Annotated in this window: 20 protein-coding genes; 9 read left to right on the forward strand and 11 right to left on the reverse strand. The window is 35.5% G+C overall.

Going from position 1 to position 25,093, the window contains the following annotated elements; all coding sequences use genetic code 11:
• Positions 1-25 precede the first annotated feature (25 nt).
• The 5 genes from BLT04_RS02380 to BLT04_RS02400 form a co-directional block, all read right to left on the reverse strand.
• On the reverse strand, positions 26-3,424 hold the full coding sequence (locus tag BLT04_RS02380; protein ID WP_089753312.1) for a polysaccharide deacetylase family protein: 3,399 nt from the start codon (positions 3,422-3,424) through the stop codon (positions 26-28).
• Between the two features lie 85 nt (positions 3,425-3,509).
• A complete protein-coding gene (locus BLT04_RS02385) occupies positions 3,510-4,760 on the reverse strand; it encodes a CinA family nicotinamide mononucleotide deamidase-related protein (RefSeq protein WP_089753314.1) in 1,251 nt (416 codons plus the stop codon).
• Between the two features lie 99 nt (positions 4,761-4,859).
• Entirely contained in the window at positions 4,860-5,399 is a 540-nt protein-coding gene (locus BLT04_RS02390) for a lipocalin family protein (protein ID WP_089753316.1), read from the reverse strand.
• A gap of 303 nt (positions 5,400-5,702) precedes the next feature.
• A complete protein-coding gene (locus BLT04_RS02395) occupies positions 5,703-6,437 on the reverse strand; it encodes a LytR/AlgR family response regulator transcription factor (protein WP_089753318.1) in 735 nt (244 codons plus the stop codon).
• 116 nt (positions 6,438-6,553) lie between these two features.
• Positions 6,554-8,332 carry a histidine kinase gene (locus BLT04_RS02400; protein WP_089753320.1) on the reverse strand — a complete coding sequence of 593 codons (1,779 nt, stop codon included), beginning with the start codon at positions 8,330-8,332 and terminating at the stop codon, positions 6,554-6,556.
• A gap of 132 nt (positions 8,333-8,464) precedes the next feature.
• On the opposite strand from BLT04_RS02400, the gene BLT04_RS02405 reads away from it, so the two are divergent.
• From BLT04_RS02405 to BLT04_RS02420, 4 genes are all read left to right on the forward strand, one after another.
• On the forward strand, positions 8,465-9,412 hold the full coding sequence (locus BLT04_RS02405; protein WP_089753321.1) for an SIMPL domain-containing protein: 948 nt from the start codon (positions 8,465-8,467) through the stop codon (positions 9,410-9,412).
• Positions 9,413-9,533: 121 nt separating this feature from the next.
• Positions 9,534-11,288 (forward strand): amidohydrolase family protein, encoded by a 1,755-nt coding sequence (locus BLT04_RS02410; RefSeq protein ID WP_089753323.1) that lies wholly within the window; start codon positions 9,534-9,536, stop codon positions 11,286-11,288.
• A 159-nt stretch (positions 11,289-11,447) separates the two neighbouring features.
• Positions 11,448-12,122 (forward strand): SIMPL domain-containing protein, encoded by a 675-nt coding sequence (locus tag BLT04_RS02415; RefSeq protein WP_089753325.1) that lies wholly within the window; start codon positions 11,448-11,450, stop codon positions 12,120-12,122.
• An 11-nt stretch (positions 12,123-12,133) separates the two neighbouring features.
• Positions 12,134-13,327: a VWA domain-containing protein gene (locus BLT04_RS02420; RefSeq protein WP_089753328.1), complete on the forward strand. Its 1,194-nt coding sequence runs from the start codon at positions 12,134-12,136 to the stop codon at positions 13,325-13,327.
• Positions 13,328-13,407: 80 nt separating this feature from the next.
• On the opposite strand, the gene BLT04_RS02425 is transcribed toward BLT04_RS02420, so the two are convergent.
• Positions 13,408-14,613, reverse strand: coding sequence for an NAD(P)/FAD-dependent oxidoreductase (locus tag BLT04_RS02425; protein ID WP_089753330.1), 1,206 nt, complete (start codon positions 14,611-14,613; stop codon positions 13,408-13,410).
• A gap of 116 nt (positions 14,614-14,729) precedes the next feature.
• Between BLT04_RS02425 and BLT04_RS02430 the strand changes: the two genes are divergently transcribed.
• Entirely contained in the window at positions 14,730-15,110 is a 381-nt protein-coding gene (locus BLT04_RS02430; protein ID WP_089753332.1) for a SpoIIAA family protein, read from the forward strand.
• 48 nt (positions 15,111-15,158) lie between these two features.
• Here the strand turns inward: BLT04_RS02430 and BLT04_RS02435 are convergent, their stop codons facing one another.
• Positions 15,159-16,358, reverse strand: a complete 1,200-nt coding sequence (locus tag BLT04_RS02435; RefSeq protein ID WP_170828414.1) for an MFS transporter — start codon at positions 16,356-16,358, stop codon at positions 15,159-15,161.
• 164 nt (positions 16,359-16,522) lie between these two features.
• On the opposite strand from BLT04_RS02435, the gene BLT04_RS02440 reads away from it, so the two are divergent.
• The gene (locus BLT04_RS02440; protein WP_089753334.1) at positions 16,523-17,377 is read left to right on the forward strand and encodes an AraC family transcriptional regulator; all 855 of its coding nucleotides are present in this window, start codon (positions 16,523-16,525) and stop codon (positions 17,375-17,377) included.
• Positions 17,378-17,614: 237 nt separating this feature from the next.
• Here BLT04_RS02440 and lipA read toward each other — a convergent pair whose 3' ends face one another.
• On the reverse strand, positions 17,615-18,481 hold the full coding sequence (gene lipA / locus BLT04_RS02445; protein WP_089753336.1) for a lipoyl synthase: 867 nt from the start codon (positions 18,479-18,481) through the stop codon (positions 17,615-17,617).
• Between the two features lie 108 nt (positions 18,482-18,589).
• Between lipA and BLT04_RS02450 the strand changes: the two genes are divergently transcribed.
• On the forward strand, positions 18,590-19,222 hold the full coding sequence (locus tag BLT04_RS02450; RefSeq protein WP_089753338.1) for a hypothetical protein: 633 nt from the start codon (positions 18,590-18,592) through the stop codon (positions 19,220-19,222).
• Between the two features lie 2 nt (positions 19,223-19,224).
• Here BLT04_RS02450 and BLT04_RS02455 read toward each other — a convergent pair whose 3' ends face one another.
• Positions 19,225-19,785: an RNA polymerase sigma factor gene (locus tag BLT04_RS02455; protein ID WP_089753340.1), complete on the reverse strand. Its 561-nt coding sequence runs from the start codon at positions 19,783-19,785 to the stop codon at positions 19,225-19,227.
• Positions 19,786-20,250: 465 nt separating this feature from the next.
• On the opposite strand from BLT04_RS02455, the gene tyrS reads away from it, so the two are divergent.
• Entirely contained in the window at positions 20,251-21,546 is a 1,296-nt protein-coding gene (tyrS, locus tag BLT04_RS02460) for a tyrosine--tRNA ligase (protein ID WP_089753342.1), read from the forward strand.
• A 94-nt stretch (positions 21,547-21,640) separates the two neighbouring features.
• Here the strand turns inward: tyrS and BLT04_RS02465 are convergent, their stop codons facing one another.
• Both BLT04_RS02465 and BLT04_RS02470 read right to left on the reverse strand, forming a co-directional pair.
• Entirely contained in the window at positions 21,641-22,969 is a 1,329-nt protein-coding gene (locus BLT04_RS02465; RefSeq protein WP_139166202.1) for a hypothetical protein, read from the reverse strand.
• A gap of 665 nt (positions 22,970-23,634) precedes the next feature.
• Positions 23,635-24,084 carry a hypothetical protein gene (locus tag BLT04_RS02470; RefSeq protein ID WP_089753346.1) on the reverse strand — a complete coding sequence of 150 codons (450 nt, stop codon included), beginning with the start codon at positions 24,082-24,084 and terminating at the stop codon, positions 23,635-23,637.
• A 265-nt stretch (positions 24,085-24,349) separates the two neighbouring features.
• On the opposite strand from BLT04_RS02470, the gene BLT04_RS02475 reads away from it, so the two are divergent.
• On the forward strand, positions 24,350-24,988 hold the full coding sequence (locus BLT04_RS02475) for an alpha/beta hydrolase (protein ID WP_089753348.1): 639 nt from the start codon (positions 24,350-24,352) through the stop codon (positions 24,986-24,988).
• The last annotated feature ends 105 nt before the right edge of the window (positions 24,989-25,093 follow it).

Here is a 25,093-nt window from a genome sequence, read left to right on the forward strand (position 1 = left end):
TACCAAAAACAAATTTACATAAATATTAAAAAGTATTTATCTCTTTTACATTTCCGGTTCGTTTTAAAAATCCCCAGGACTGTATTTCCCCTTTCAATGCCTTTCTGAGACTCTTAAACAAGACAATATACATCAGCCATCTGTAGCCGAATCTTTGCGGAATGACATAAAACAGGTTCCATAATTTCTCTTTCTGCATGACAAATGCCATTAAAGCTAAAGAAGCATCTACCAAAAGGAAAATCAGATAATACGTGAATATTTTTTCTCCGTTTCCTGATAAAATTCCAAAAAACATAATCAAATCTGCCAAAGGTGAGAAAAACGGAATAATATATTGAAACAATAAAATATTCGGCATCGCCCAAAGCCCCAACCCTTTGTATTTCGGGTTTAAAAACGTCTGTTTTTGTTTCCAGAACATCTGCATGATCCCGTATGTCCATCTGAAACGTTGTTTTAAAAACTGTTTTACAGATTCCGGAGCCTCAGTTACGGCAACGGCCCGGTTTTCATTGGCAACGGTATATCCGGCTTTTAATATTTTCACTGTAATATCGCAGTCTTCCGCCAATGTATCCGATGAATACCCTCCCACTTCACTGATTACAGCCGTTTTGAAAGCTCCGATTGCGCCCGGAATTACCGTAATTGCATTGATATTTGCATAAGCCAGCCGGTCAAAATTCTGGCTCGTTGTGTATTCTATTGCCTGCCATTTCGTGAGCCAGTTTACGGTATTTCCAACTTTTACATTCCCTGCAACGGCAGCTATTTTTTCATCTGAGCTGGAGTTTAAAAACCTGGCAATAAGGTATTTTACCGCATTCTGCTCCAGTTTTGTATCAGCATCAATACAGACTACAAATTCTGCATCGGTTTTAGAAATTCCATAATTTAATGCGGTTGCTTTTCCGCCGTTGGTTTTTGTGAAAATTTTAAGCTTAGGATGATCAGAAAATTCGTTTTTTGCTTTTTCGTAGGTTGAATCTTTACTTCCGTCATCAACCATAATGATATCTAAATTCGGATACGACTGTTTTAATAAATTATTTAATGATGAAATGATATTTACTTCTTCATTATAAGCAGGCACAATGATTGAAACCTTAGGATATGTTTCTAATAAAGGAAAATCCGCAAGTTTTTTCTCTTTATTTTTTTCTTTAAAAGCCCAATAAAACATTACTATTAATCTTATCAGTCCCAGGGCAATAAAAACGGTAAAAAGTGCTACCAAAAAATGACTTATCCCATAAATTACCGTTGCCAGAACCAAATTAAGCTGCATGATATAGTATGATCGTGTTTTGGGAATTTCGGGCATCAGCTGATTTTTACTTTTATGGAGAATACTTGATAAATTGGTAAAATGATATCCCTGTTTCTGTAATGTCGGAATTAAAATTTTCAAAGCTTTTACCGTTTCTTCTCTGGTATCTCCTCCGGCATCATGAAGAAGGATAATATTTCCTCTTTGCTGTCTGATTCCGGACATGATGCGTTTTATAATTTCATCTGCTTTTATGCCGGGTTGCCAGTCTTCGGGATCGATGCTTTCTCCTATATCGAGATAATTTTGCTGTCTTGCCAGAGCAACGGGAATAATTTCTTCGGAAGTCGTAGGCTCAGAATCCGCATTATAAGGAGCCCGGAATAAAATCGTGCTGTGCCCGGTTACGCATTCGATCAGCAATCTGGTGAGCTTCATTTCCAATAAAGCGCGTTCCGGACTTACTTTCGCTATATTTTCATGGGTAAATGTATGATTCCCGATTTCGTGGCCTTCTTTATAAATTCTTTTAACAAGCGGCAGGTTTCTCTCTGCATTCAACCCTACCAGAAAAAAAGCAGCCGGAACGTGATATTTCGACAAAACATCTAAAATCTGTGGGGTATAGGTTTCATCCGGGCCATCATCAAATGTCAGAACAAGCTCTTTTTGAGGCGCTTCACCATATTTTTTTACTTCATACGAACTTGGATAGGTCACATAATTTTCGTCTGTAATTATTTTTTCTTTCGGATCTACTTCTAATGCTATTTTTCCGTCGTGAGGAGTATTCAGAACGTCTAAGACTTCTCCGTCGCCAATATAATCAACCATGGTCTGGCCTTTCACATTTTCTAAAATTTTTAAATTAAACTTAGAAAGCCCGTTTGAAGTAAGATCTTTATCATAAAAATTCCAGATTCTGCTGTCTTCACTTCCTAATCTCCATAATGCTGTTCCTGCTAAAGGATATTCCGAAGAAAAGCGCATTGTGTTAAAAATAGAAGCTGCATCGTTGAAAAATACGGTATGTATATTGTTTTTAGAATCTGTGTATGAATAATTTAAATTAAAAGTATTATCATCAAAATTAATAGTCGCTTTGCTTGCGCTTGCTTTTGTAATTGACTGCATATAGGTCACAGAAGTATTATCATCATGATTGGTACTCCAGTCGTATCCGTAAGCTCCAAGTCCCAAAATAACTTTATTGGGAGTGGTTTTGGTTAAAACTTTATCCGTTTGAGCTTCAATCCATTTTTGTGAAGAAACAGGCCCTGCATCGCTGTCCGCTGAATATTCGTCATAAGCCATCAGTACAAAATAATCTACATAAGGATTTAATTTCCGGATATTATAATCATCATTATCCGTCATAATATCCATCGTAACAAGCAGTTTATTTTGTCTGAAAGTTTCCGAAAGCTCTTTCATAAAGGCCAAAAGATATTCATCAGATTCAAGATCCATATCTTCAAAATCAATATTGACTCCTTTAAAATGCAGTTTTAAACATTGCTGAGTAAGCTTCTGAATCAGTTTTGTCCGTTTCTGCGGATCTTTCAAGACTTTTCCCAATCCTTCAGAACGGAATTCACGATCAAAATTATTACTTAAAATAGGCATTGCCGCAACTCCTGTTCTTTTTATCACTTTATAGCCTTCCGAATCTACATTTGTCTTTAGATCTCCAGTCTTGGGATCCAGGAAAAACCATTCGGGAAAGACCAGATTTACGTGTTTTATGTTTCTTTTTAAAGACATTAAAGACTGCGGATCCCAGGCTACATAGAACGCCGAACGGATTCCACCGGGGAATTTTGCCCAATTCCTATTTTGATTTTTAAATCTTTCAGCTTTTGCTTTTTGAATTTTAGAAAGATTGGTATGGATTGTCTTTTCAGAAATAAAGCTGCGGAAACCTTTATATTCTTTAGATATTTTATTCTCCTGAAGGTAAGGTTTGCTGGCTGTAATAACGGCTTTGTAGTCCTCTTTGAAAGGGATTTTCGGGCTTTTATCCAGCTTCATCATCAAACCTAGCGCTGAAAAAAGCAATATGGCAATGAAGATAAAAATCCGGGATCCCCACTGCACATTTCTCCAGCGTTTTTTATTATTGGTCTGAAAAATTTGTTTTGATTTTTCCACTTTTTGATATTTATGAATTCTGTGTCAAAAAGCGTGAAAAAGTGTATAAAATTTAATTAAAATAAAATTAAAATTAATCCGGATATTAATCATTTATAAGAATATTCACCAAATCCTGAATCACTTTTTGAGATACAAAATTCATAAAATCAATCCTGTCCAGATGTGGCATAAATAATTTTAAAGTCTGTTCTTTATCATTCACCCTGATCGTATAAAAAACCGTTCCGACTTCTTTGCCATCTTCACCTTTATCAGGGCCTGCAACGCCTGTTGTGGAAAGAGAAACATTGGTCTCAAACAGCTCTTGGCAGCCTTTTGCCATTTCCTGTGCAACCTGTTCGCTCACCACCGTAAACTCATCGACCGTTTCCTTTGAAACTTTTAAAATATCAATCTTTTTTTCGGTTGCGTACGTTACAATTCCGCCGAGAAAATACTGTGAGCTTCCGGAATTTGAAGTAATCAGTTTTGCTAGTTCGCCGCCTGTACAGCTTTCCGCTGTGGAAATTGTCATTTTTTTCTCATTTAAAACTTCACCAAGAATTTTTTCAATTTTATCTTCCGACGTTGCAATTACATTATCTTTAATTAAAGGAAGTAATTTTTGAATTTCCTGTTCCAGCTGTTGATTCAAAAAAGATTCATTTTCACCCGTTGCGGTCAGGCGCAATTTTACTCTTGTTCCGACCGGAAGATACGATAACGCAAGATTTTCGGGAAGAGCTAGCTCCCAGTTTTCGATCATATCTGCCAAAATACTTTCCGGAATTCCAACTACGGAAACAATTCTTGAAGTAATATAATTCAGGCTAAATTTTTCCTGTAAATAAGGAATTATCTGGTTTTTTATCAATGGTTTCACTTCATAAGGAACACCCGGAAGACTGAAGCATAATTTCCCATCCTGTTCCATCATCATGCACGGTGCAGTTCCGAAATGATTTTGAAAAACTGTAGATTTTGTAGGCACAAAGGCCTGTTCGCGGTTTCTTTCGAGAATTTCCAGGCGGCCGCGTTTTTCCATATAATTTTTAAGATGATTGAAGGTCGCCTCATCCAAAGCAATTTCGTCATTAAAAAATTCGGCAAGAGCTTTTTTGGTTTTATCATCTCTGGTCGGTCCCAAACCTCCGGTTGTGATGATTAAATCTCCTGTTTCAAAAGCAGATTTTAAAGTATTTTTTATCGTTTCAATTTCATCGGAAATCGTTACAATCTGGATAACTTTTATCCCAATATTTTTAAGTTCGCCAGCAATAAAGTTAGAATTGGTATCAACGGTATTTCCCGAAAGAATTTCGTCACCGATGGTAATCAGAACAGCATTTTTCATATTATAATTCTTGAAAAAAAATCTATACAAATGACGGAAAAAACAATGTTATGAACAATAAATTGGATAAAATATATAGACAAATGGCAATTCTTTCTGTTAATTATGCTTCACCCAAATTAATTCATCGGTATTATAACCAATTTTTTTTGCTTTTTCTAAAAAACGCTGTTTTATACTTTCCGGAATTTCTTTGGTTCGGGATAAAATCCAAAGATATTTTAAGCTGCTTCCTGCGATTAAAGCATACTGATAATTTTCGTCAATATCAATTACATTATAACCTGCCCAAAAAGGCTTGAAAAAAGAAACTTTTAAACGTGCTTCCGTTTTATCATTAATAAATTTCGCTTCTCCGATCGATTCTTTCCATTCTTTTTTGACGTAATTGTAGCCTTTATTATCTACACGAATGGTTCCGTTTGGGCTTAGGGAATATGTCGCGGTCACATTATCCATATTTTTTTCAAATTTATAATCGAAACGAGCAATTTCGTACCATTTTCCAAGATATTTATCCGAATTGAAGTTTTTAACAGCTGTTGCACCTTTTGGAATTCCGGTCGAACATGCATTTAAAACCATTAATCCCAAAACCCCTAATGAGACAGGAATTGCGATTTTCTGAAACGTTTTCATAATAAAATAAGTTTGTGTTGTGAAAAAACTTCAAAAATAATGCCTGATTTTTTTAACTATATTATTTAAAATTACATTTTTTTTTAACGCAAAAGTCACAAAGATTTTTTTTACTACTATCTGTTTTAAGTTCACAAAGGCGTTTCACTTATATAAGATCGCAAAGTACCGTTTGTAAAAACTTAGTAATTGTATTTCGACAGACGATGATTTTACGTTGAATCTCTGCATCCCGACTTGAGCGGAGCTCTTTTTGTGAAACAAAAAAGCGGGAGTGGAAGGCGGAAAAAGCTGCCCAAAAAATTAAGAAAAAATCTTTAAAAAATTATCTTTAAAGCTTCCGGAAACCTCAATTTCTGTATCGTCGGAAAGTGTTGCCGTCCCGCTTTTGTGATAAGATTTTACAAAATTTGTATTAATGATATGCGAGCGGTGAACCCTCACAAAAGGGCTTTCCAAAAGATCATCAAAGTGTTTTAAAAACCTGCAGACCATTTTTTTTGAGCCATCAGTTAAGTAAACCTGCGTAAAATTTCCATCCGCCTGAAGTCTTGTAATATCTTCTGTTTTTACAACATCAAAACCTTGTAAAGTCGGTAATATAAGCTGCTGTTTTTCAGGTTTTAACTTTAAATTTTCAAGGAGAATTTTATTTCGGTTGAGCTCATCTTTCTTTTCAAGACTTTCTGCCACTTTGTTTACCGCTAAAATAAGCTCCTGAATATCAATTGGTTTTAAAATATAATAGCTCGCCGATTTATTTAAAGCCTGCAATGAATATTGTGAAAATGCCGTAATAAAAATCGTTTCGTAAGAAAATTCTTTCGTTGCTTCCAATACGTCAAAAGCATTTCCAAAAGGCATTTCAACATCCAAAAACACCAATTGCGGCTGTTTTTCTGCGATCAACGGAACGGCTTCTTTGATATTTTCGGCTTCCCCAAGAATCTCAATTTGCGGACAATATTTTGTGAGATAATTTCTTAAAACTTCTCTTGCAATAAGCTCGTCGTCTACAATTACGGATTTTATTTTCATTTTTCAGCGTTTAGGGTTTAGGGTTATTATTGATAATTGATAATTGATAATTGATAATTGATAATTGATAATTGATAATTAATAATTGATAAATTAATAATTCACAATTCACTGATTCACAATTTATAGCTCACTTCTACCAAAACTCCCGGTTCTGTTTTTTTATCTGTGATTTTGCATTCAATATTCTGCTTGTATAAATCGTTGAGCAGGGAAATTCTTTCCAGTGTGTTTTTCATTCCGCGGCCTTCCCTATTTTTTTGGTGAATAGTTTTCTGTTTTTTACTTTCTTCGATTCCGATTCCGTTGTCTTCTATGGTAATTTTTAAATATTGTTCGTCTTTTTCAAAATTTAGCTTTAAAAATCCCTTATCTGCTCTGTAGCGTAATCCGTGCCAGATCGCATTTTCCAGAAACGGCTGAACGAGCATTCCGGGGATTTTAAGGCTTTGCATATTGAGATTTTCATCAACAAAAATTTCATAATCAAATTTATCTGCAAAACGTGTTTTTTCCAGCGCCAGATAATTTTGCAGCAAATCCAGCTCCTGCTGAAACGGGATAAAATCTTCTGTAGAATTTTCCATCACGCCACGCATTAATTTTGAAAATTTGGTTAAATATTGATTGGCTTCCAGTTCGTTATTAGTTGCAATAAAATGATTTACACTGTTTAAGCTGTTAAAAATAAAATGCGGATTCATCTCGCGACGAAGCGACTGTAAAGCAATTTTTTTGTTTTTGGTCTGTACTTTTTTTAAGGTCCTGAAAATGAAAATCACCAAAATGGTCAACAAAACCAAGACTCCGATCAGGCTGTAGTTGAAGACGTTTTTCTTACGGATTAGTTCATCTTTCAGCTGTTTTTCCTTTTCCAATTGAGAAATTCTCTGTTCGGTATCCTCAAGAATTTTTTTATCAACCAGACTTTTATCTTTTGATACCAAATCAGGCAATTTTCCGAGAAAATCTCTGTACAATTGTACGGAAGCGTCTATATTTTTCGAAATATTATAAAGACTGTCAAGTTTTCTCACACTTTTTTGCGCTTCCAGCGTATGGCCTTTTTCAAGGGCAATTCCGTAGGATTTTTTCAATAAGGCGATGGCTTCTCCGGCATCATTTTTTTTGATATAAATATCCGCCAGTTCCTGAATCTGCTCAACTTCTTTTTGTGAATTTTCCTTAACGAAATCTTCTTTCAAAATCTTTTTTTTGGCTTCAATGGCTTTGTCGAATTTTTTATTTTCAACATAAAAATCGGTCAGTTTCTGATTGATTTCTAAAGCCTGTTGTGGTGCTTCTTTTTTAGATAATTTATAGGCATTATTCAGATTTTCTTCCGCTTTAGGAATGTTTTTTTCCTGAATATTGACGTCCGCCATCTGACTGTAACTTTCCGCCAAATAGCCTTTATCATTATCTTTTTTACTGATATCAATATTATTCTGAATCGCTTCCGCCTTTACATCCTGCGACGGCGAAGAAAGTCTGGCTGCGTCATTGGAATTCACCATTTTAGTTCTTTTTGAATTCCCTGTTTCTGCTGCTCTGCTGTAATTAATGATCGCGGGAGTGATTTTATTTTGCTTTTCCTGAGACTGCGCTAATCTTCGGCTTACTTTTTCGATATTGGATTTATCGTTAAGCTTTTCATAGAGGTTTTTTGATCTTGTAAAATATTCTTCACTTTTTGAAAAATTACCGTCGCTGAAAAATGTTTCCCCGATATTGTAATAAGAATCTGCCTGCGCAGACTCATCTTTTGTGTCGACCGCTTTTTTCAGTTTTTTACTTTCTGTTTGCACTTCCTGGGCAACGTTGGTGGTTTGAGAATATAATTTATTCCCAAAACTCAATAGAACCAAAAGCACAAAAACCTGAAATATTTTCATAAAACAAAGATATACATATATATAGTTTGCCCAAAAACTATTCACCAAGTGAAACAAGTCATTCACCAAGTTTTCAAATTCAGGCTTCAATTCCGAGGCTAAGTTTGTACCATAATTTTAAACTTAATTATTATGAAAAACATTTTATGCTTTGCATCTGTTCTATTATTTCAATTCACATTTTCGCAGGTTTCGGGAAATATTAATTATCAAAGTCAGGTTCGTTATACTGACAACAATATCAATATTGAAACGCCTTCTACCGATATTGTCATCAGCATTAAAGGACTTGCCAATGTAAAAGCAGAAAAATATGTCGCAGTTTTTAGTCTTACCCAAGTCGGAGAAACTGCAGAAGAAGTGAACGAACTGATGGATAAACGTATGAATACTGCGCTTTCACAGCTAAAAACCAATAAAACGCTCGAAACATATATAGACATGGTTTCGTTTGTTCCTGCTTATCAATATAGTGCTGAAAAAAAGCTTTTCAGTAAAAAAACATACAATGAAATTCCCGGCGGATTTGAATTAAAGAAAAATCTTCATATTCAATTTACGAATCCTTCTCAATTGAATGAAATCATTACCGTTTTATCTAAAAATGAAATTTACGATCTCGTGAGAGTAGATTATTTCGCCAACAGCCTGGAAACCGTAAAAAAAGAACTGATGAATAAAGCGAAACTGGCAATTCAGGAAAAAGTAAAAAACTACGAGATTATATTGGGAGAAACCTTTACCAATACGACAAAAACCATTAATGACGGCTTTAAAACCTCGCTCCCGACGGAAATGTACAAATCTTATGAAGCGTACAGCAGCTCAACGCTTGCTTTGACAAGAATTGCAAATGTTAATCAGGCCACCAAAAGCACCACATTGTATTATCAGCCGATTTTAGATAAAGAATTTGATTTCGTGATCAATCCTGTTATTTTAGAACCCGTGATCCAAATAATGTATGAAATAAAAATGGTGATTTCAAAAGAGAAAAAACAGCAAAAAGACAATAAATCCTATATTTTGATCACTCCAAACGGGGAAATGAGAGATTTAAATATTAATAATGCACAGTAATTATATCAAATTACAGATAATCGTAGAATATTTCAATCACTTTAAAAAAAATTGACCTTTGAATTATAAATCTTCAGAGACTGCTTTTATTATATTTGCAATTAAGAATAAAACTAAAACTATGAAGAAAAAGATTTGCTTATTATTTATTATCTATTTCGCAGTCAATAAGATATACGCTCAGACTTACATTCAGAATGTTACCGTTGTAGATGTTGTCAATCAAAAGCTTATCACTGATCAGACCGTTTTTATCGATAAAAATATCATTTCGGATATTAAACCTTCAAAGAAAATAAAAATTCGAAACGACGCCAAAATCATCAATGGGGAAGGCAAATACCTGATTCCGGGAATGACGGATGCGCATGTCCATTTTTTTCAGAGTGGCGGTTTATATACAAGACCCGATGCGATGGATTTAAGAAAATATTATCCATACGAAAAAGAAATCGACTGGAATCTGAATCATATGGAAGATTTTCTTCAGCGTTATCTCAAGGCGGGAATCACCACTGTAATTGATGCGGGTGCGACTTATAATTTTTTAAATCTTAAAAATTCACTTGCGGAAAAACCCAATCTGCCGTCTGTTTATATGACCGGACCACTTTTAACAACCTACGAACCGGATGTATTTAAAAATCTCGGCAAAAACGAGCCTTTTAAATTGACCATGTCTGTCGAAGACGCGAAAAAATACGTGCAGGAACAGCTTCCCTACAAACCTGATTTTATTAAAATTTGGTATATCGTCCTTGCTCAGGGAAAAGATGTGGAAGCCGCAGCAAGAAAAAATGAACCGATCGTAAAAGCAATTATTGATGAAGCTCATAAGAATAATCTGAAGGTTGCCGTACACGCCACAGAAAGGATTACAGCACAGATTGCCGTACAAAACGGAGCAGATTATTTGGTTCATGACATAGAAGATGAGATCATTCAGGATGATTTTGTGAAGTTATTAAAATCAAAAAATACGGTTTTGAGCCCGACTTTAATTGTCTCCGGTAATTATGGAAAAACTTTCGGACAAAAGCCTGATCACTCGGCTTATGATCTGGAAAACTCAAATCCGGAAGCTATAGGCTCTATTTATGACCTCAAACATTTGTCGTTTTCTGCAGATTCGACGATGGTGCAAGAAGATAAAAGGAGATTTACTTCCCCTCAAATGGCGGATTATTTAAACAAAATAGATCATATCAGAAAAACCAATCTGAAAAAATTAATCGATGGCGGAGTAACGATTGCTGCCGGCACAGATGCGGGAAATGTCGGAACTCAACATGCAACTTCATTTATTACGGAATTAAAAGCCATGAAAGAGAGCGGGATGAGCAACTGGCAGATTTTGCAGTCAGCGACCATTAATCCAGCTAAAATTTTTAATAAGGAAAAAATTACAGGAAGCATTTCGCAGGGGAAAATTGCAGATTTGGTCTTATTGCATTCAAATCCGACTGAAAATTTGGATAATCTTACCAAAATCGATCTGGTAATCAAAAACGGACAAATCATTAATCCTCAGAACATCGTAAAAGCAACCCCTGAAAGTCTTGTCCAACAGCAGGTGAACGGCTACAATGCAAGAAATATCGATGCTTTTCTCGAACCTTATGCCGAAGATACCGAACTGTATATTTTTCCTGATAAGTTATTAAGCAAAGGAAAAGATGCTATGAGAAAAGATTATGACGAAATGTTTAAAAGACTTCCTGACCTTCATTGTGAAATAAAAGAAAGAATTGTTAACGGTAATTTTATAATCGACAAAGAAAGTGTTTCTGGCATGAGCAAATCCGGAAAAACGGAAGCAACCGCGATCTATGAAATAAAAGACAATAAGATCTCAAAGGTTTATTTTTTACCTTAATATTTCTTAAAAATATCGTTTTAAAAGACAGCTCTTTTGGGTTGTCTTTTTTTATTAATGCTTCACCAAGTCAAAACGCAATTTCACCAAGTCTCCCAATTTCCGGTCTTAAATCTGGGTAATTTTACTCTAGAAGTTTAAAATTTAAAACAAGAAATTATGAAATTGAAACATTTTTTATTGATCGGATTAGTAACATTTGAAAGTCTGATCAATGCACAGGAAATCAAGAAAAACGCAATCGAAGTGACGGGAGTTGCTGAAATGGAAGTAGAACCGGATGAGATCATCTTCAACATCGGAATAAAAGCTGACAATAAAAACCAGCTTGCAGACAACGAAAAACTGTTGTTTGAAATCCTTAAAAATGACGGAGTGAAAAATGAAGACATCAAATTTAAATCAATGTATCAGAATCTGTATTCTAAAACGGCAAAATTTACGAAAAGTTTTCAGTTTAAAGTCAATGCAAAAACCAATGTGAGCAAGCTTTTTGAAGATTTGAACCAAAAATGGGTGAGCAATTTAAATATCGCAGAAATCAAAAATACAAAAATTGCAGACTTTAAAAAAACAGTGAAGATCAATGCTTTAAAAGCTGCCAAAGAAAAAGCTGATTATTTATTGGAAAGCATCGGTAAAAAAACCGGAACTCCGTTGGAAATCACTGAGATTGAAGATTATACAAGCGATACGGTAATTCCGATGGCATTCAGAAGCAAAGCCGCAAATGTTCAATTAGAAGCCGCTGATGCAGGAGTTGATTATTCTTTTGACAATATCGAAAATATCAAGCTGAAATACAGCATCAAAACAAGATACGAAATCCTTTAAACACAAAAATCATGACAACTATTAAAATTTTAGCATTAACATTGGGAGCCACAGCTTTTCTAGGCGCACAAGATTCTCCCGGAAAGCCTTGCAGCAAGGGAAGTTTAATCCCGAACGAAAGAGGAATTGTTCAGAATGAGGTTTTATCATCATCCATAATTAAAGACAATAAAATTCAGGTCGCGCTGCTTTTGGACACTTCCAACAGTATGGACGGGCTGATCGATCAGGCAAAATCAAGGCTCTGGAATATTGTGAATACATTGACAACTTTGAAATATAACGGAAAAGCTCCTCAAATCGAAATCGCCCTTTATGAATATGGAAACGATGGATTGAAAGATGAAAATTACATCAGACAGGTCACTCCACTTACCCAGGATTTGGATTTGGTTTCAGAAAAACTGTTCGCCTTAAGAACCAATGGCGGAAATGAATATTGCGGGGCTGTGATTCGCGATGCTTCCACAAATCTCAATTGGGACGGTAATGAAAAGAGCATGAAATTGATTTACATCGCTGGAAACGAACCTTTTGACCAGGGAAAAATCAATTATAAAGAAGTAATTTCTAATGCCAAAAGAAAAAATATTTACACCAACACTATTTTCTGTGGAAACAGAGATGAAGGCATTCAGACTTTCTGGCAAAACGGTGCGACTTTGGGAGACGGAAAATTCTTTAATATCGACAGCGACAGAAAGGTAATTTATATTGAAACGCCTTATGACATTAGGATTTCTGAATGTAATGCCAAATTAAATGACACCTATATTTATTACGGAAGTCGAGGTTCGGAATATAAGACCAAGCAAATTGCGCAGGACAGAAATGCCGAAATTCAATCCGTTTCAAATGCAGTTGAAAGAACGGTTGCCAAGTCCAAAAAGAACGCTTATAAAAATGATCATTGGGATTTAGTAGATAAAGCTGAGCAGGATAAAGGATACATTTCCAGCATGAAACAGGAAGAATTGCCCTCAGAACTGAGAGGAAAAAATAAAGATGAAATTCAGAAGATCGTCACTCAGAAATCTGCTGATCGTGATAAAATTCAGAAAGAAATTGAAGTACTTTCAAAAAAACGCCAGGATTTTATCAATGCTGAAATGAAAAAACGAGGAAGCTCAGATTCCGACGATCTCGGAAAAGCAATTGAGAAATCTATTCTCGAATTAGGAAAGAAAAACGGATATACTTCGTAGTTGTTAGATTAGAGAAACTGGCCTGAATGGGCCAGTTTTTTTTTGATTTTCGGGCTTCGGCTTCGCCGAAGCCCGAAAATCTACCTTCCAAACTTAAAATATTGGGAAAGCTTATGCTTTTTATTTTTCATAAATGCGGAAGCCATTTCCATTCCCGTAACGGAAAAAGTGATCCCGTTTCCGCCAAAACCCAGGACAAAATAGGAGTTTTTAAAACTTTCGTGTTCGCCGATATAAGGTAAGCCGTCTTTTGTTTCCCCGAAAGTTCCTGCCCAGACGAAATCGGTATAAAACTTAAAATCAGGCTTTATTCTTTTAAGTGTTCTCAGAATTTCCTTTTCCTTTTTATTGAGCATTCCGTCACGCTTTTCGGGGTTTACAAAATCTTCATCGCCGCCACCGATCAACAATCGGTTATCATCCGTTGTCCGCATATAAATATAAGGGTCATCAGTATTCCAGATGAGGGTTTGCTCAATATTTTTAAAAATATCTACATCGATTTCAGAGACGGTTGCAAACGTACTTTTAAGATCAACAAAATGTTCTTTGATCATGTTTTTACTTTCATAGCCGACACAGTAAATGATTTTTTTTGCTTTAATGCTAAATCCGTCTTCTGTTAAAGCGAGATTGTAACCTCTGAAATATTTTACGGATTTCATTTCTGTTTTATCAAAAACTTTCAAGCCTTTTTTAATGTTAAACCTTAATAATTCATGGGCAAATTTAAAAGCGTCAACACTTGCACCTTGTTTGGATAAAATTCCGCCGTATGTATTTTGGAGCGTAAATTTTTCTTCAATATCTTCAGGTTCCATCCATTTTACTTCAAAACCGAATTTTTTACGCATTTCATACTCTTTTATCAGCCATGAAACATCTTTCTTTTTTGCAGCAAAATATAACGATTGCTTTCTTTTAAAACCAGCTCTGGATTTTATTTCTTTCGTTAACTTTTCGAGATCATCAATTGATTTTGAGCACGCCTTATAACTTTCTACGGCACCTTTTTCACCTATTTTTTCAATTAATTCATATAACGGAACATCAATTTCGTACTGTAACATTGAGGTTGTTGCAGAAGTGCTGCCATTACAAATTTCTCGTTTATCAATAATAATGGTTTTACAGCCGTCTTTTATCATCTGATGAGCAATAAGACTTCCGGTAATGCCGCCACCGATGATGAGAACATCGCATTCCTGATCTGATTTTAATGAAGGGTAAGAAGCAACAAGTCCGTTTTTGAGAAGCCAAAAAGGTTCGTTAGATTTAAGATCCATGCTATTATTTTTTACTACGAATATCAATAATTGCGCCTTTCTTCGAATTAAAAATTAAATATTTGGTTTAATTTTTGTTATTTCAGCTTAAACCAATCCACTTAAAATATAATATTATGATAACGATTATTCCAGAAGCTCCGGAAAATGTTGCTGCGTTTAATGCAACGGGAGATGTGACTCGAGAAGATTTTGAAAACCTTGTTATCCCTCATGTAAAAGAAAAAGTAGACCAGTATAACGAACTTAACTACTTATTGTATCTTGACACCGATCTGGATAATTTTACCATGGGAGCATGGCTTCAGGACGCGCTTTTGGGGTTAAAAAACCTTACAAAATGGAATCGTACCGCAATAGTTACCGACAAAGAAGGCGTTCAGAATTTTACTGATATTTTCAGTGTTCTGATGCCCGGAGAATTCAAATCTTTTCCAAAAGAAAACTTATACAACGCGCTTTACTGGTGTAAAAACGGTAATGAAGTTGAAGCTTAATTAAAAGCATGAAATAAAAAAGAGAAGCTTATTTGCTTCTCTTTTTCTTTATTTTTCGCAGGTAACACATTCTGCAACAACTTTCTCTTCAGATTTTACCGACCCATATAAATACCTGTATCTTAAACTGATAATAAGGCCTATAAGTGTCATTCCCACACCTACCAGCGAAGGATAATTGAATGAATATCCGTGTTCCAAAGGAATTCCTCCTAAAAAAGCGCCTAATGCATTGGCAATATTAAAACCCGCCTGCATAAACGCTGCCGCCATCATTTCACTTTTCGGAGCTGCTTTCATCATCATAATATTGATCGGTGCAGAAACAGACATTGACAATGCCCCACAGACAAAAGTTAATATTAAAGCGATATTTTGATATTCTGAAAGGAAAAACACGCCTCCCAACGCGCACATCATTAAAAATATTAATAACGAACAGGTTTTTTCCGGGCTTAATCTATCTGATAAATATCCGCCAACCAAATTCCCAACCACCATGCCCGCTCCGGCAAGAACCATAACGTAAGCCATCTGATTTTCTTTAATTCCAGCAACAATCGTCATTAAAGGGGTAATATAGCTGAACCAGGTAAATAATCCGCCAAATCCGATCGCAGTGATGATTAAAACCAGCCACGATTGTTTTTTCTTTAAAAATTTTAATTCTTCAAGGAAATGCGTATCCTGATTTGCTTCCATGGCCGGAAGCCATAATTTTAAGAATAACAAAGCCAATAAACCGATTACCGCAACAATCGCAAAGTACCAGCGCCAATGAAAAGTATGCCCGATGTAAGTTACCAGCGGAACCATCGCAAGATTAGCCACGGTAAGCCCCGTAAACATTAATGATATATAAAATGCTTCCTTCCCTTTTCCGGCCATTCTGGCTGCAACAACAGTTCCGACTCCGAAAAATGCACCGTGCGGCAACCCTGATAAAAACCTGATAATCAGCATCATATTATAATCCGGAGCAATTGCCGACAATCCGTTAAACAACGTAAAAATAATCATCAGGACAAATAAAACTTTCTTCGGCGGAAACTTCACTGAATATCCGATCAGAATCGGTGCACCAATTACCACTCCCAACGCATAAGCAGAAATCAAATGTCCCGCTTGCGGAATTGTTATCTGTAAAGATTTTGCAATATCAGGCAGCAACCCCATCACCGTAAATTCAGTCGTCCCGATTCCCAAACCGCCAATAGCAAGTGGAATAATCCTTTTATCAATCTTCATTTTTAAGCTTTTAATTATTTGAATACAGAATTATTAATTCCTTATTTTGAAATGCAAAATTCGATAGAAAAAACCATTTATACTTTAACTGAAATGATCTATATTTGCTCTATATTAACCTTTTTATGTAATTTTAAAATCATATTCAATCAAAAGAGAACATAATGAAGATCCAGAAAGAAATTATAGAATTTGAAGAAGGAAAGTCTTTTAAGCTATTTTCACCCTCTCTGAAAGATTGTTTTTTCTGGCATTATCATCCTGAAATAGAGCTTGTTTATGTAGAAGCCTCCAACGGAATCCGGCATGTCGGGAAAAATATTTCTGATTTCACAGAAAGTGATCTTTTATTGATCGGTTCCAACGTTCCCCATCTTAATTTTGATTATAAAATTCAGACAGAATGTAAGCAATTGGTTTTACAAATGCGGGAAAATTTTCTGCAGGACCTGATTTTTCCTATTCCCGAATTTGAAAATATTAAGCAGCTTTTGGATCGCTCTTATCTCGGGCTATCGTTTTCAGGGAAAACAAAGAAAATTGTTATTGAAAAGCTTCATCATATTAAAAACGAAAATTCATTCAATTCTTTTATGGGTTTGATTGAAATTTTACAGATTCTTGCCCATTCAGATGAAGTTAAAGAGCTTAATAATGAAGACACCAGAATAAAATGGTTTCTGAATGATAAAATCAGAATGGGAACGATTTACGATTACATTCATGAAAATTATGATCGGAAAACCAACGTCAGCGAAATTGCTGAAATGGTAAGTTTAAGCACACCCGCTTTTTGCAGGTATTTCAAAAAGCAGACGAATATGACGTTCACTGATTTCGTGAATAATTACAGAATTAATCAGGCGAAATTATTGCTCCTGCAAAATTCCTGCATCACAGAAATCTGTTTTCAGGTAGGTTTTGAAAGTCTTTCTTATTTTAATAAATTATTTAAAAAATATATCGGCGAAACGCCTTCTGCCTTTAAGAAAAAGCATTTGAGTAAGGTGGAAGGGTGATTTTTGCCTAAGAATTTATTTTAATTAATTTTCCGTAGAATTTTTCATTCCGCAGGAATCTATACTTATTTTGTAGGGATAAAATTTAAAAACTTCGCTTAGACTCCTACGGAATGACAAACTTGTTTTTAAATATTTTAAAGAGATTGCTTCGTCGCTTCTGAACTGCTTTCGCAGACCTTCAGTCTGTTCGCAATGACAAAAAATCGCTCCAAGAAATTGAAGCGATTTATATTTTTAATGAATATGTTTTTCAGCGTGATAAGAACTTCTCACCAAAGGCGAGCTTTCAACGTGTCTGAAGCCTAAACTTCTTGCGAAATCCCCGAATTCATCGAATTCTTCCGGTGTGATGAATTTTTTTACAGGCAAATGTTTTTTAGTCGGCTGTAAATATTGTCCCAATGTAATTACATCCACATTTGCATTTCTGATGTCTTCAATGGTTTGAAAAACTTCGTCTTTTGTTTCACCCAAACCAAGCATTACTCCGGTTTTTGTTCTTCTTTGTCCGGCTTCTTTTAGATATCTTAGCACTTCAAGGCTTCTTTCATATTTCGCCTGAATTCTCACTTCTCTTGTCAGACGTTTTACCGTTTCCATATTGTGGGAAATCACTTCCGGAGCCACTTCCACCATTCTGTCAAGGTGTTTTGTGAGCCCTTGAAAATCAGGAATTAAGGTTTCCATTGTAGTTCCCGGAGAAATTCTTCTTACCGCATTTACAGTTTCACCCCAAAGAATTGAGCCCATGTCTTTTAAATCATCACGGTCAACCGACGTTAAAACGGCATGCTTAATTTTCATTAATTTGATAGAGCGGGCTACTTTTTCAGGCTCATCCCAGTTGACATCAAGCGGTTTCCCGGTTTTTACCCCACAGAATCCACAGCTTCTGGTACAGATATTTCCTAAAATCATAAAAGTTGCTGTACCTTCTCCCCAACATTCGCCCATATTCGGACAGCTTCCGCTTTGGCAAATTGTATTTAATTTATATTTATCAACCAAAGTTCGTAATTCTCTGTAATTCTTTCCGGTAGGAAGCTTTACGCGAATCCATTTTGGCTTTTGAACGGTAGTATCTTGAACTAAATTTTCCATTTATTTCTCAAATTGAGGTTCAAAGTTAGTGATTTTTTTATCGAAACAATCAAAGACAGACATTGATGAAACATATAATTTCGTAATTTTAAACCTCAATATTTTCTTATGAAGACAACATTTTGCTTTCTGTCCATCATTTTCAGCATATTTTGCTTTGCTCAAAAAGAATTTCAGCCTGCAGGTTCAGAAATGATCGAATCTGTTGACGGCGATCTGGATGGAGATCAGATCCCTGAAAAAGTTATTATTTACAATACCAAAGATACGACCGATCTCGGAAATGTGCGTGAAATTCAGATTCTGAAAAAAATAAATGGAAAATGGACCATTTTAGAAAAATCAACAAAAGCAATTCTGGAGAGCAATGGCGGCGGAATGATGGGTGATCCTTACCAGAGCATGCAAATAAAAAAAGGAATCCTGGAAATCACACAAGCCGGCGGAAGCAGCTGGAAATGGGGTTATACGGATAAATACAGGTTTCAGAACGGGCATTTTGAGCTGATCGGTTATTCTTCAAGCTATGGAAAACCTGAAGAATACTGGACAGATGTTGATTTCAATCTTTCTACAGGCCAGCTTACCTTCGAAAAGGAGGTTGAAAATACTTCGGAATACGGAAAATCTAAAAATGAAACGTTGGTAAAAAAAGGACTGAAAATCAATCTGCAAAATAGAAACCTAAAAGAACAAAGAAAAATTACGCTTCCAAAAACGAAGGAAGATGTTTATTTGTAAAATTAATTATCTTCAAATTCATTGTTTTTCAGTAATTCTGCCAGGACTTTTTTGGCTCGCATCACACGGACTTTCGTGTTGGCAACAGAAATTCCGAGTTCTTCGGCAATTTCCTTAATGCTTTTTTCTTCAAAAAATCTTAATTTGATAATATCCTGATAGTTAGCATCTAAAGATTCGATGGTTTTAATAATTTTCTTTTGCTCTTCATCAGAAATCATGAGCTCTTCGGGAGATTTTGCGTATTGATTTTTTACTTCATCTAAATTTTCGGTCGGATCCTGATTTTCACGGCTTTTTCTTCTCCAAAAATCGATAATTGTATTTTGAGCAATCGTTAAAACCCATGTTTTAAACTGAAAATGAGGATCATACATATCGAGTTTCGACAATACTTTTGAAAAAACATTGACGGTAATTTCGTCTGCATCATTTTCATCATGAACTTTTTTCATCACAAAGGAAAAAACATCAACCCAAAAAATATTAATGAGCTTGGTCTGGGCTTTCTGATCTTTTTCTTTCGCCTTCTGAATGAGGGAAAATAACTGTTCGTCGTTCATCTATAACAAATATAATTGATTTTAGGTTAAATCGCAATATGTGTAAAGTTTCTTTTACATAATCAAACCTTCAAGGTTTTAAAAACCTTGAAGGTTCAGTTTAAAATACATCTTATCAGTCGCAAGTTCCTAGCCTCGATCGAAGCATTTGTCTGAGCTCATTTTCAGGTATTTGTTTCGGCGGCTTCGCCGCCGAAACAAATACCTGAAAATAGCGAGTGCGGAGAGCGGGAAAAAGCTTCAAATAAAAAGTAAAACAGCTTTTCGATGTAATCAAATTGCTCCTTAAAATAAATAAAAATAACAATTCGACGACGTCAAAAAGCTTCAAATAAAAAATGAAAGCTTATTATTCCACGAAATAAAAAAGTTCCAAAAATATTAACCTACGTGCCCTTTCTGTTTTCCACTCTTTATAACCCTGAATTTATTATCTTTGCACATTAAATTTTAAAGCAGAAAATAATGAACTCTTTTATTGAAGAACTGAAATGGCGCGGGCTTTTTGCCGACATGATGCCCGGAACGGATGCACAACTTGATAAGGAAATGACGACTGCCTATATCGGTTTTGACCCTACCGCAGATTCTTTACATATCGGAAGTCTTATTCAGATAAAAATCCTGGCACATTTTCAACAGCATGGCCATAAGCCGATTGCGTTGGTGGGCGGGGCCACGGGAATGATTGGCGACCCTTCCGGAAAGTCTTCCGAAAGAAATCTTCTGGACGAAGAAACTCTTTTACATTATGTCGACTGCCTGAAAAACCAGCTTTCAAGATTTTTAAATTTTGAAGGTAATGAGACCAATAAAGCGGAATTGGTGAACAATTACGACTGGATGAAAAATATTTCTTTCCTTGATTTTGCTAAAAATGTAGGGAAAAATATTACGGTAAATTATATGATGGCGAAAGATTCCGTGAAAAAGAGATTTTCAGGAGAATCCGGGGCAGACGGAATGAGCTTTACGGAATTTACGTACCAGCTGATTCAAGGTTACGATTTTTTACATTTATACCAAAATAATAATGTGAAGCTTCAAATGGGAGGTTCTGACCAATGGGGAAATATCACGACGGGAACAGAATTGATCCGCAGAAAAGCCCAGGGCGAAGCATTTGCATTAACAGTGCCTTTGATTACAAAAGCTGACGGCTCGAAATTCGGGAAGTCTGAAAGCGGAGAAAATTACTGGCTTGATAAAAAGAAAACTTCACCTTACAGATTCTACCAGTTCTGGTTTAATGCAACAGATGCGGATGCTGAAAGATTTATTAAATTTTACACCTTTTTAAGCAAAGAAGAAATTGAAGCTTTAATTGAAGAGCATAAAACCGCCGAACACGAAAGAAAACTTCAGAAAAAACTGGCTGAAGAAGTTACGGTTTGGGTTCACGGAAGAGAAGAATACGAAAAGGCGTTAAAAGCGTCGCAGATTCTTTTTGGAAAATCAACTGCGGAGGATTTGGTTAATTTAGACGAACAGACTTTTATGGATGTTTTTGACGGTGTATTGCAAAAGGAAGTCGCGAAAGCTGATGTTTTAGGCGTAAATATCGTCGATCTTCTTACTGAAAAAACAGGTTTTTTAAAATCTAAAAGTGAGGCCCAGAGAGAGCTGAAAGGAAATGCAATCTCTGTAAACAAAGAAAAAGTAAATGACGTCTATACTGCCAACGAAAGCGATCTTATTGACGGTAAATTTTTATTGCTGCAAAAAGGAAAGAAAACTTATTTTATTGTAAAAACAGTTTAAAATTTATTCTTATATAAAATAAAAAAGAGGAAGCCTAACAGTAGGCTTCCTCTTTTGAGATTGTATAACACTTGTTAATATTGATTGTTTTAATTTAATAAGATCCTATTCTTTCTAGTTTTACAGAATACGCCATATTTGTATCGCCTTGATTAGTAATTTGAATCTGGAAAGTAGAACCTGCAGGAACGATACCCACTTTAAAATTAAGGTGAGTAGGCCCCCCTCCGGAAGCACATGTAGATACGCCTGACCATACTACAGCACTTGTTGTTTGTGTTTCCGTAAAGGTAGGTGGAGAAATTCCGTTTTGAGATGCAAATCCATCTTTTCCCTGTAAGGCTGTTCCTCCTACTGAATTTCCAATTGCCCAGAAATCCGCAACTGCTGTAATAGTACATCCATCAGAAGCTACAACGGTAAGCTCATGTATTGTCCCATCTGGTACGTTATTGATCACCGCTTGGGTTCCTCCCGGCGCTATAGCCGAAGAAATTCCTGACATAATATTCCCATTACCTGGAGGCGCATTTTTTACAACATTTCCCAGATTATCCTCATATAATGGTATAGCAATACTACCACCATTAGCCGCTGCTAATATTGGAGTATTACGAACACGTGCTGTTCCATTTACATCCAGATTAGCTGTAGGCGACGCATTGTTGTTAATCCCTATATTTCCTGTAGGGCCGTCAATAGTTATTCTTGATGCACCGGCTGTTGCGTCGAACACCTGATAATCACCAGTCCCATCCAGAACTGTGCGATAAAACTTTAGCGTGTTTCTCAAATCTAGACTTGCTTGTCCTGCAGTTGTATTCTGTACCGTAGCCTCAATTTGGGTCGTATTCCCTGAAACATGAAGCTCAGTTATAGGAGCTGCAGTTCCAATCCCAACATTGCCACCTGCCTGCACACGCATTTTTTCAGTATTGTTGGTTCTGATCACCATATCCTGGTTATCAGAAGTTCCTAAAAAGTTGTTGGCCGGTAAGGTTCCTGTATTTCCCAATACACTCCAGTCTGTTCCTGCGACAGCAGCTCCGCCATTGGTGGCTCTCCATCCGCCGTTACTGTAGGCAAATTCCATAGCCTGTCCGTTTGCAATGGTAAAACCATTTAAACTGGCTCCGAAGCCGCCCGTCGTATTGTTATAAATAATAAGCCGTTGTCCTGCATTAGGAGCCGCAGGAGCTGTAATCACAACATTCGCGGTAGCTGCGCCCGTAAGTCTTACCTGGCTTACATTGGCCGGTACCGTACCAGCATTACTTGCAACTGCCACTGCTGTTTCACGATTGGTAATCGCTCCGTTTACATCCAATGTCGTTCCAGGTGTGGTAGTATTGATACCTACTTGCCCATACATCACTACACTAGTGACTGTGAATACAAGTACTAAAAAAGAATTTTTTTGCATAACTAAGTTTTTTTTGTATTAATAAATAATGAACTACTAAACATTTGTGTGTTAAAAAAAAAAAAGAATGAGGGAGTTTGATAATAAAAAAACATCATCTGCTTATTTCATTCTATTAAGTGGAATTGAATGAGGGAAAGGTTTTGCGTTTATATAACTACAACTTATTGACTAATAGTATAATTAATAAAAATTGTAGTAGCTTGAAGCAGGCCAGCTGCATAATTAAAAGAGAGAGTAATTTTTATTCCATATTTAACTTCGTTTCTTATTAGTACTAAATTACTCCTACTTTTTATAAATTCCTACCTAAACATAAAATATTTGCATTTTTATTATCAATTGTAGTAAATTATCTATTTTATCGGTAAAAAAAACTATAAAATATTAATTATGACGTAAAATATTAATGTAAAGTTTAAGATATTTTCAATAAATCAAGTAAAATAATCAGAATTTTTCACCTTATTTGTATGAATAATGCTTTATTTTTTAAGAAATCATTATGAATGTCAAATTTTAAATCTGATATGATTTGTTACTTTTTGTATGGCTGTATTATTATATAATTGAATTCATTGATTTATCTGCACATACAAAGAAAAACCCCATCCTTAAAAGAATGGGGCTATGTATTAATTTAAAATTATTTCAATAAATAAATTTTATAATTCAAGGAAGCTATGCGCTACAGCAGCACTTTTAACACCTGATCCGGTTACGGTATCCGTTTTTGCAACTTCGCCATCAATATAAATGCTTACAATTAATTCAGAATCAGCATTTGGAAGATTTGCATTTGCAGCAAGGTTTAATTGTGACTGGCTTGAGTTCACGAAAAACTCCCCGCTTGTCCAAATAAGGCCCGGTGAATCAAAAACCGTATTCTGGCTGGTTCCTACCTGGGTTACAACCGTTTTAAACAGCTTAATAGGTGCAGGCGGCGGCGTTGTGCCACCAGGAATTATTTTAGATTCAAACTGCACTATGTGATCTGTAAATTCCTCATCGTCCTTATCATCTTTACAAGAATTAACTACAGAAATTACTGAGAATAATACGATGAATAAAAAAGAAAGTCTAAATAAACTTTTTGATTTGTAAAATTGCTTCATTTCTCCAAATAGATTTTTAATGTTTCAAATATAGGTTTTTTATCAATATAAAAATAACTTTTATGAAAATTTTCCAACAAAGATTTCTAAATAATATCAAATTAACAAAAAGATTCGCTACTCTAATTTTTATTTCAGCAGGGAGTCTAAAAGCTTATTAACCCTATAATTTATAAATAATTAACGGCATTATAATCAAATTTATTTTATTAAAAAATCAAAATCCACACTTTTTCAGATATGATTTATTAATTATCTTTGCCCCATGAATTTAGATTATCTGGTAAGAGAACCCGAAAATATTACTCCAAATACGCCTATCCTTTTCATGCTTCACGGCTATGGAAGCAATGAGCAGGACCTTTTCAGCTTCCGGGAAACGCTTCCCGCAGATTGGATCCTGGTAAGCTTCAGAGCCCCGAAAGAGACTCAGTTTGAGGGATATTCCTGGTATGATATCGACTTTAACAATGCTGAAAATTTCATCAATATAGATCAGGCAAACGAATCTCTGAACTCCGTTCTTGAAAATATTTTAAAAATTGTCAATCATTACGGCCTTACAGACAGCAAAACTCATCTTTGCGGTTTCAGCCAGGGTGGAATTTTATGCTATTCTTTAGCTTTAAAATATCCTGAAATTTTCAATTTTGTAGCGTGTCTGAGCAGCTATCCCGAAGAAAAGCTCTTAACCGATATTGTTAAAGATAAAAAAAAGCTGGAAAGGCTGCGTTTTTTTGTTTCCCACGGAACTGATGATGCCATTATTCCTCTGGAATGGGGCAGAAAAGCGGCTGATCTCCTGTATGATCTTGGCTGTTATTTTACATTCAGAGAATATATGAGCGGCCACGGGGTCAATCAAAAAAATTATATGGACCTGATGGAATTTTTCTCAAAATAAATTTACAGGAAACAAACCATTTCTTTAAATTTATTGTGCATTATACAAACATTCTCAACTTTGGGAATGTTTTTTCTTTGCCGTAAGGATAAATTTGCTAAATTC

It is taken from the genome of Chryseobacterium soldanellicola (assembly GCF_900100115.1).
Taxonomy (GTDB): domain Bacteria; phylum Bacteroidota; class Bacteroidia; order Flavobacteriales; family Weeksellaceae; genus Chryseobacterium; species Chryseobacterium soldanellicola.

Bases quoted from the DNA above. Each gene is read 5' to 3' on its own strand.
- BLT04_RS02440 (WP_089753334.1), top strand. From the start codon at position 16,523: ATGAAGATCCAGAAAGAAATTATAGAATTTGAAGAAGGAAAGTCTTTT.
- BLT04_RS02400 (WP_089753320.1), bottom strand. From the start codon at position 8,332: ATGAAAATATTTCAGGTTTTTGTGCTTTTGGTTCTATTGAGTTTTGGG.
- BLT04_RS02465 (WP_139166202.1), bottom strand. From the start codon at position 22,969: ATGCAAAAAAATTCTTTTTTAGTACTTGTATTCACAGTCACTAGTGTA.
- BLT04_RS02410 (WP_089753323.1), top strand. From the start codon at position 9,534: ATGAAGAAAAAGATTTGCTTATTATTTATTATCTATTTCGCAGTCAAT.
- BLT04_RS02450 (WP_089753338.1), top strand. From the start codon at position 18,590: ATGAAGACAACATTTTGCTTTCTGTCCATCATTTTCAGCATATTTTGC.
- BLT04_RS02425 (WP_089753330.1), bottom strand. From the start codon at position 14,613: ATGGATCTTAAATCTAACGAACCTTTTTGGCTTCTCAAAAACGGACTT.
- BLT04_RS02385 (WP_089753314.1), bottom strand. From the start codon at position 4,760: ATGAAAAATGCTGTTCTGATTACCATCGGTGACGAAATTCTTTCGGGA.
- BLT04_RS02390 (WP_089753316.1), bottom strand. From the start codon at position 5,399: ATGAAAACGTTTCAGAAAATCGCAATTCCTGTCTCATTAGGGGTTTTG.
- lipA (WP_089753336.1), bottom strand. From the start codon at position 18,481: ATGGAAAATTTAGTTCAAGATACTACCGTTCAAAAGCCAAAATGGATT.
- BLT04_RS02405 (WP_089753321.1), top strand. From the start codon at position 8,465: ATGAAAAACATTTTATGCTTTGCATCTGTTCTATTATTTCAATTCACA.
- BLT04_RS02420 (WP_089753328.1), top strand. From the start codon at position 12,134: ATGACAACTATTAAAATTTTAGCATTAACATTGGGAGCCACAGCTTTT.
- BLT04_RS02395 (WP_089753318.1), bottom strand. From the start codon at position 6,437: ATGAAAATAAAATCCGTAATTGTAGACGACGAGCTTATTGCAAGAGAA.
- BLT04_RS02475 (WP_089753348.1), top strand. From the start codon at position 24,350: ATGAATTTAGATTATCTGGTAAGAGAACCCGAAAATATTACTCCAAAT.
- BLT04_RS02415 (WP_089753325.1), top strand. From the start codon at position 11,448: ATGAAATTGAAACATTTTTTATTGATCGGATTAGTAACATTTGAAAGT.
- BLT04_RS02470 (WP_089753346.1), bottom strand. From the start codon at position 24,084: ATGAAGCAATTTTACAAATCAAAAAGTTTATTTAGACTTTCTTTTTTA.
- BLT04_RS02435 (WP_170828414.1), bottom strand. From the start codon at position 16,358: ATGAAGATTGATAAAAGGATTATTCCACTTGCTATTGGCGGTTTGGGA.
- BLT04_RS02455 (WP_089753340.1), bottom strand. From the start codon at position 19,785: ATGAACGACGAACAGTTATTTTCCCTCATTCAGAAGGCGAAAGAAAAA.
- BLT04_RS02430 (WP_089753332.1), top strand. From the start codon at position 14,730: ATGATAACGATTATTCCAGAAGCTCCGGAAAATGTTGCTGCGTTTAAT.
- tyrS (WP_089753342.1), top strand. From the start codon at position 20,251: ATGAACTCTTTTATTGAAGAACTGAAATGGCGCGGGCTTTTTGCCGAC.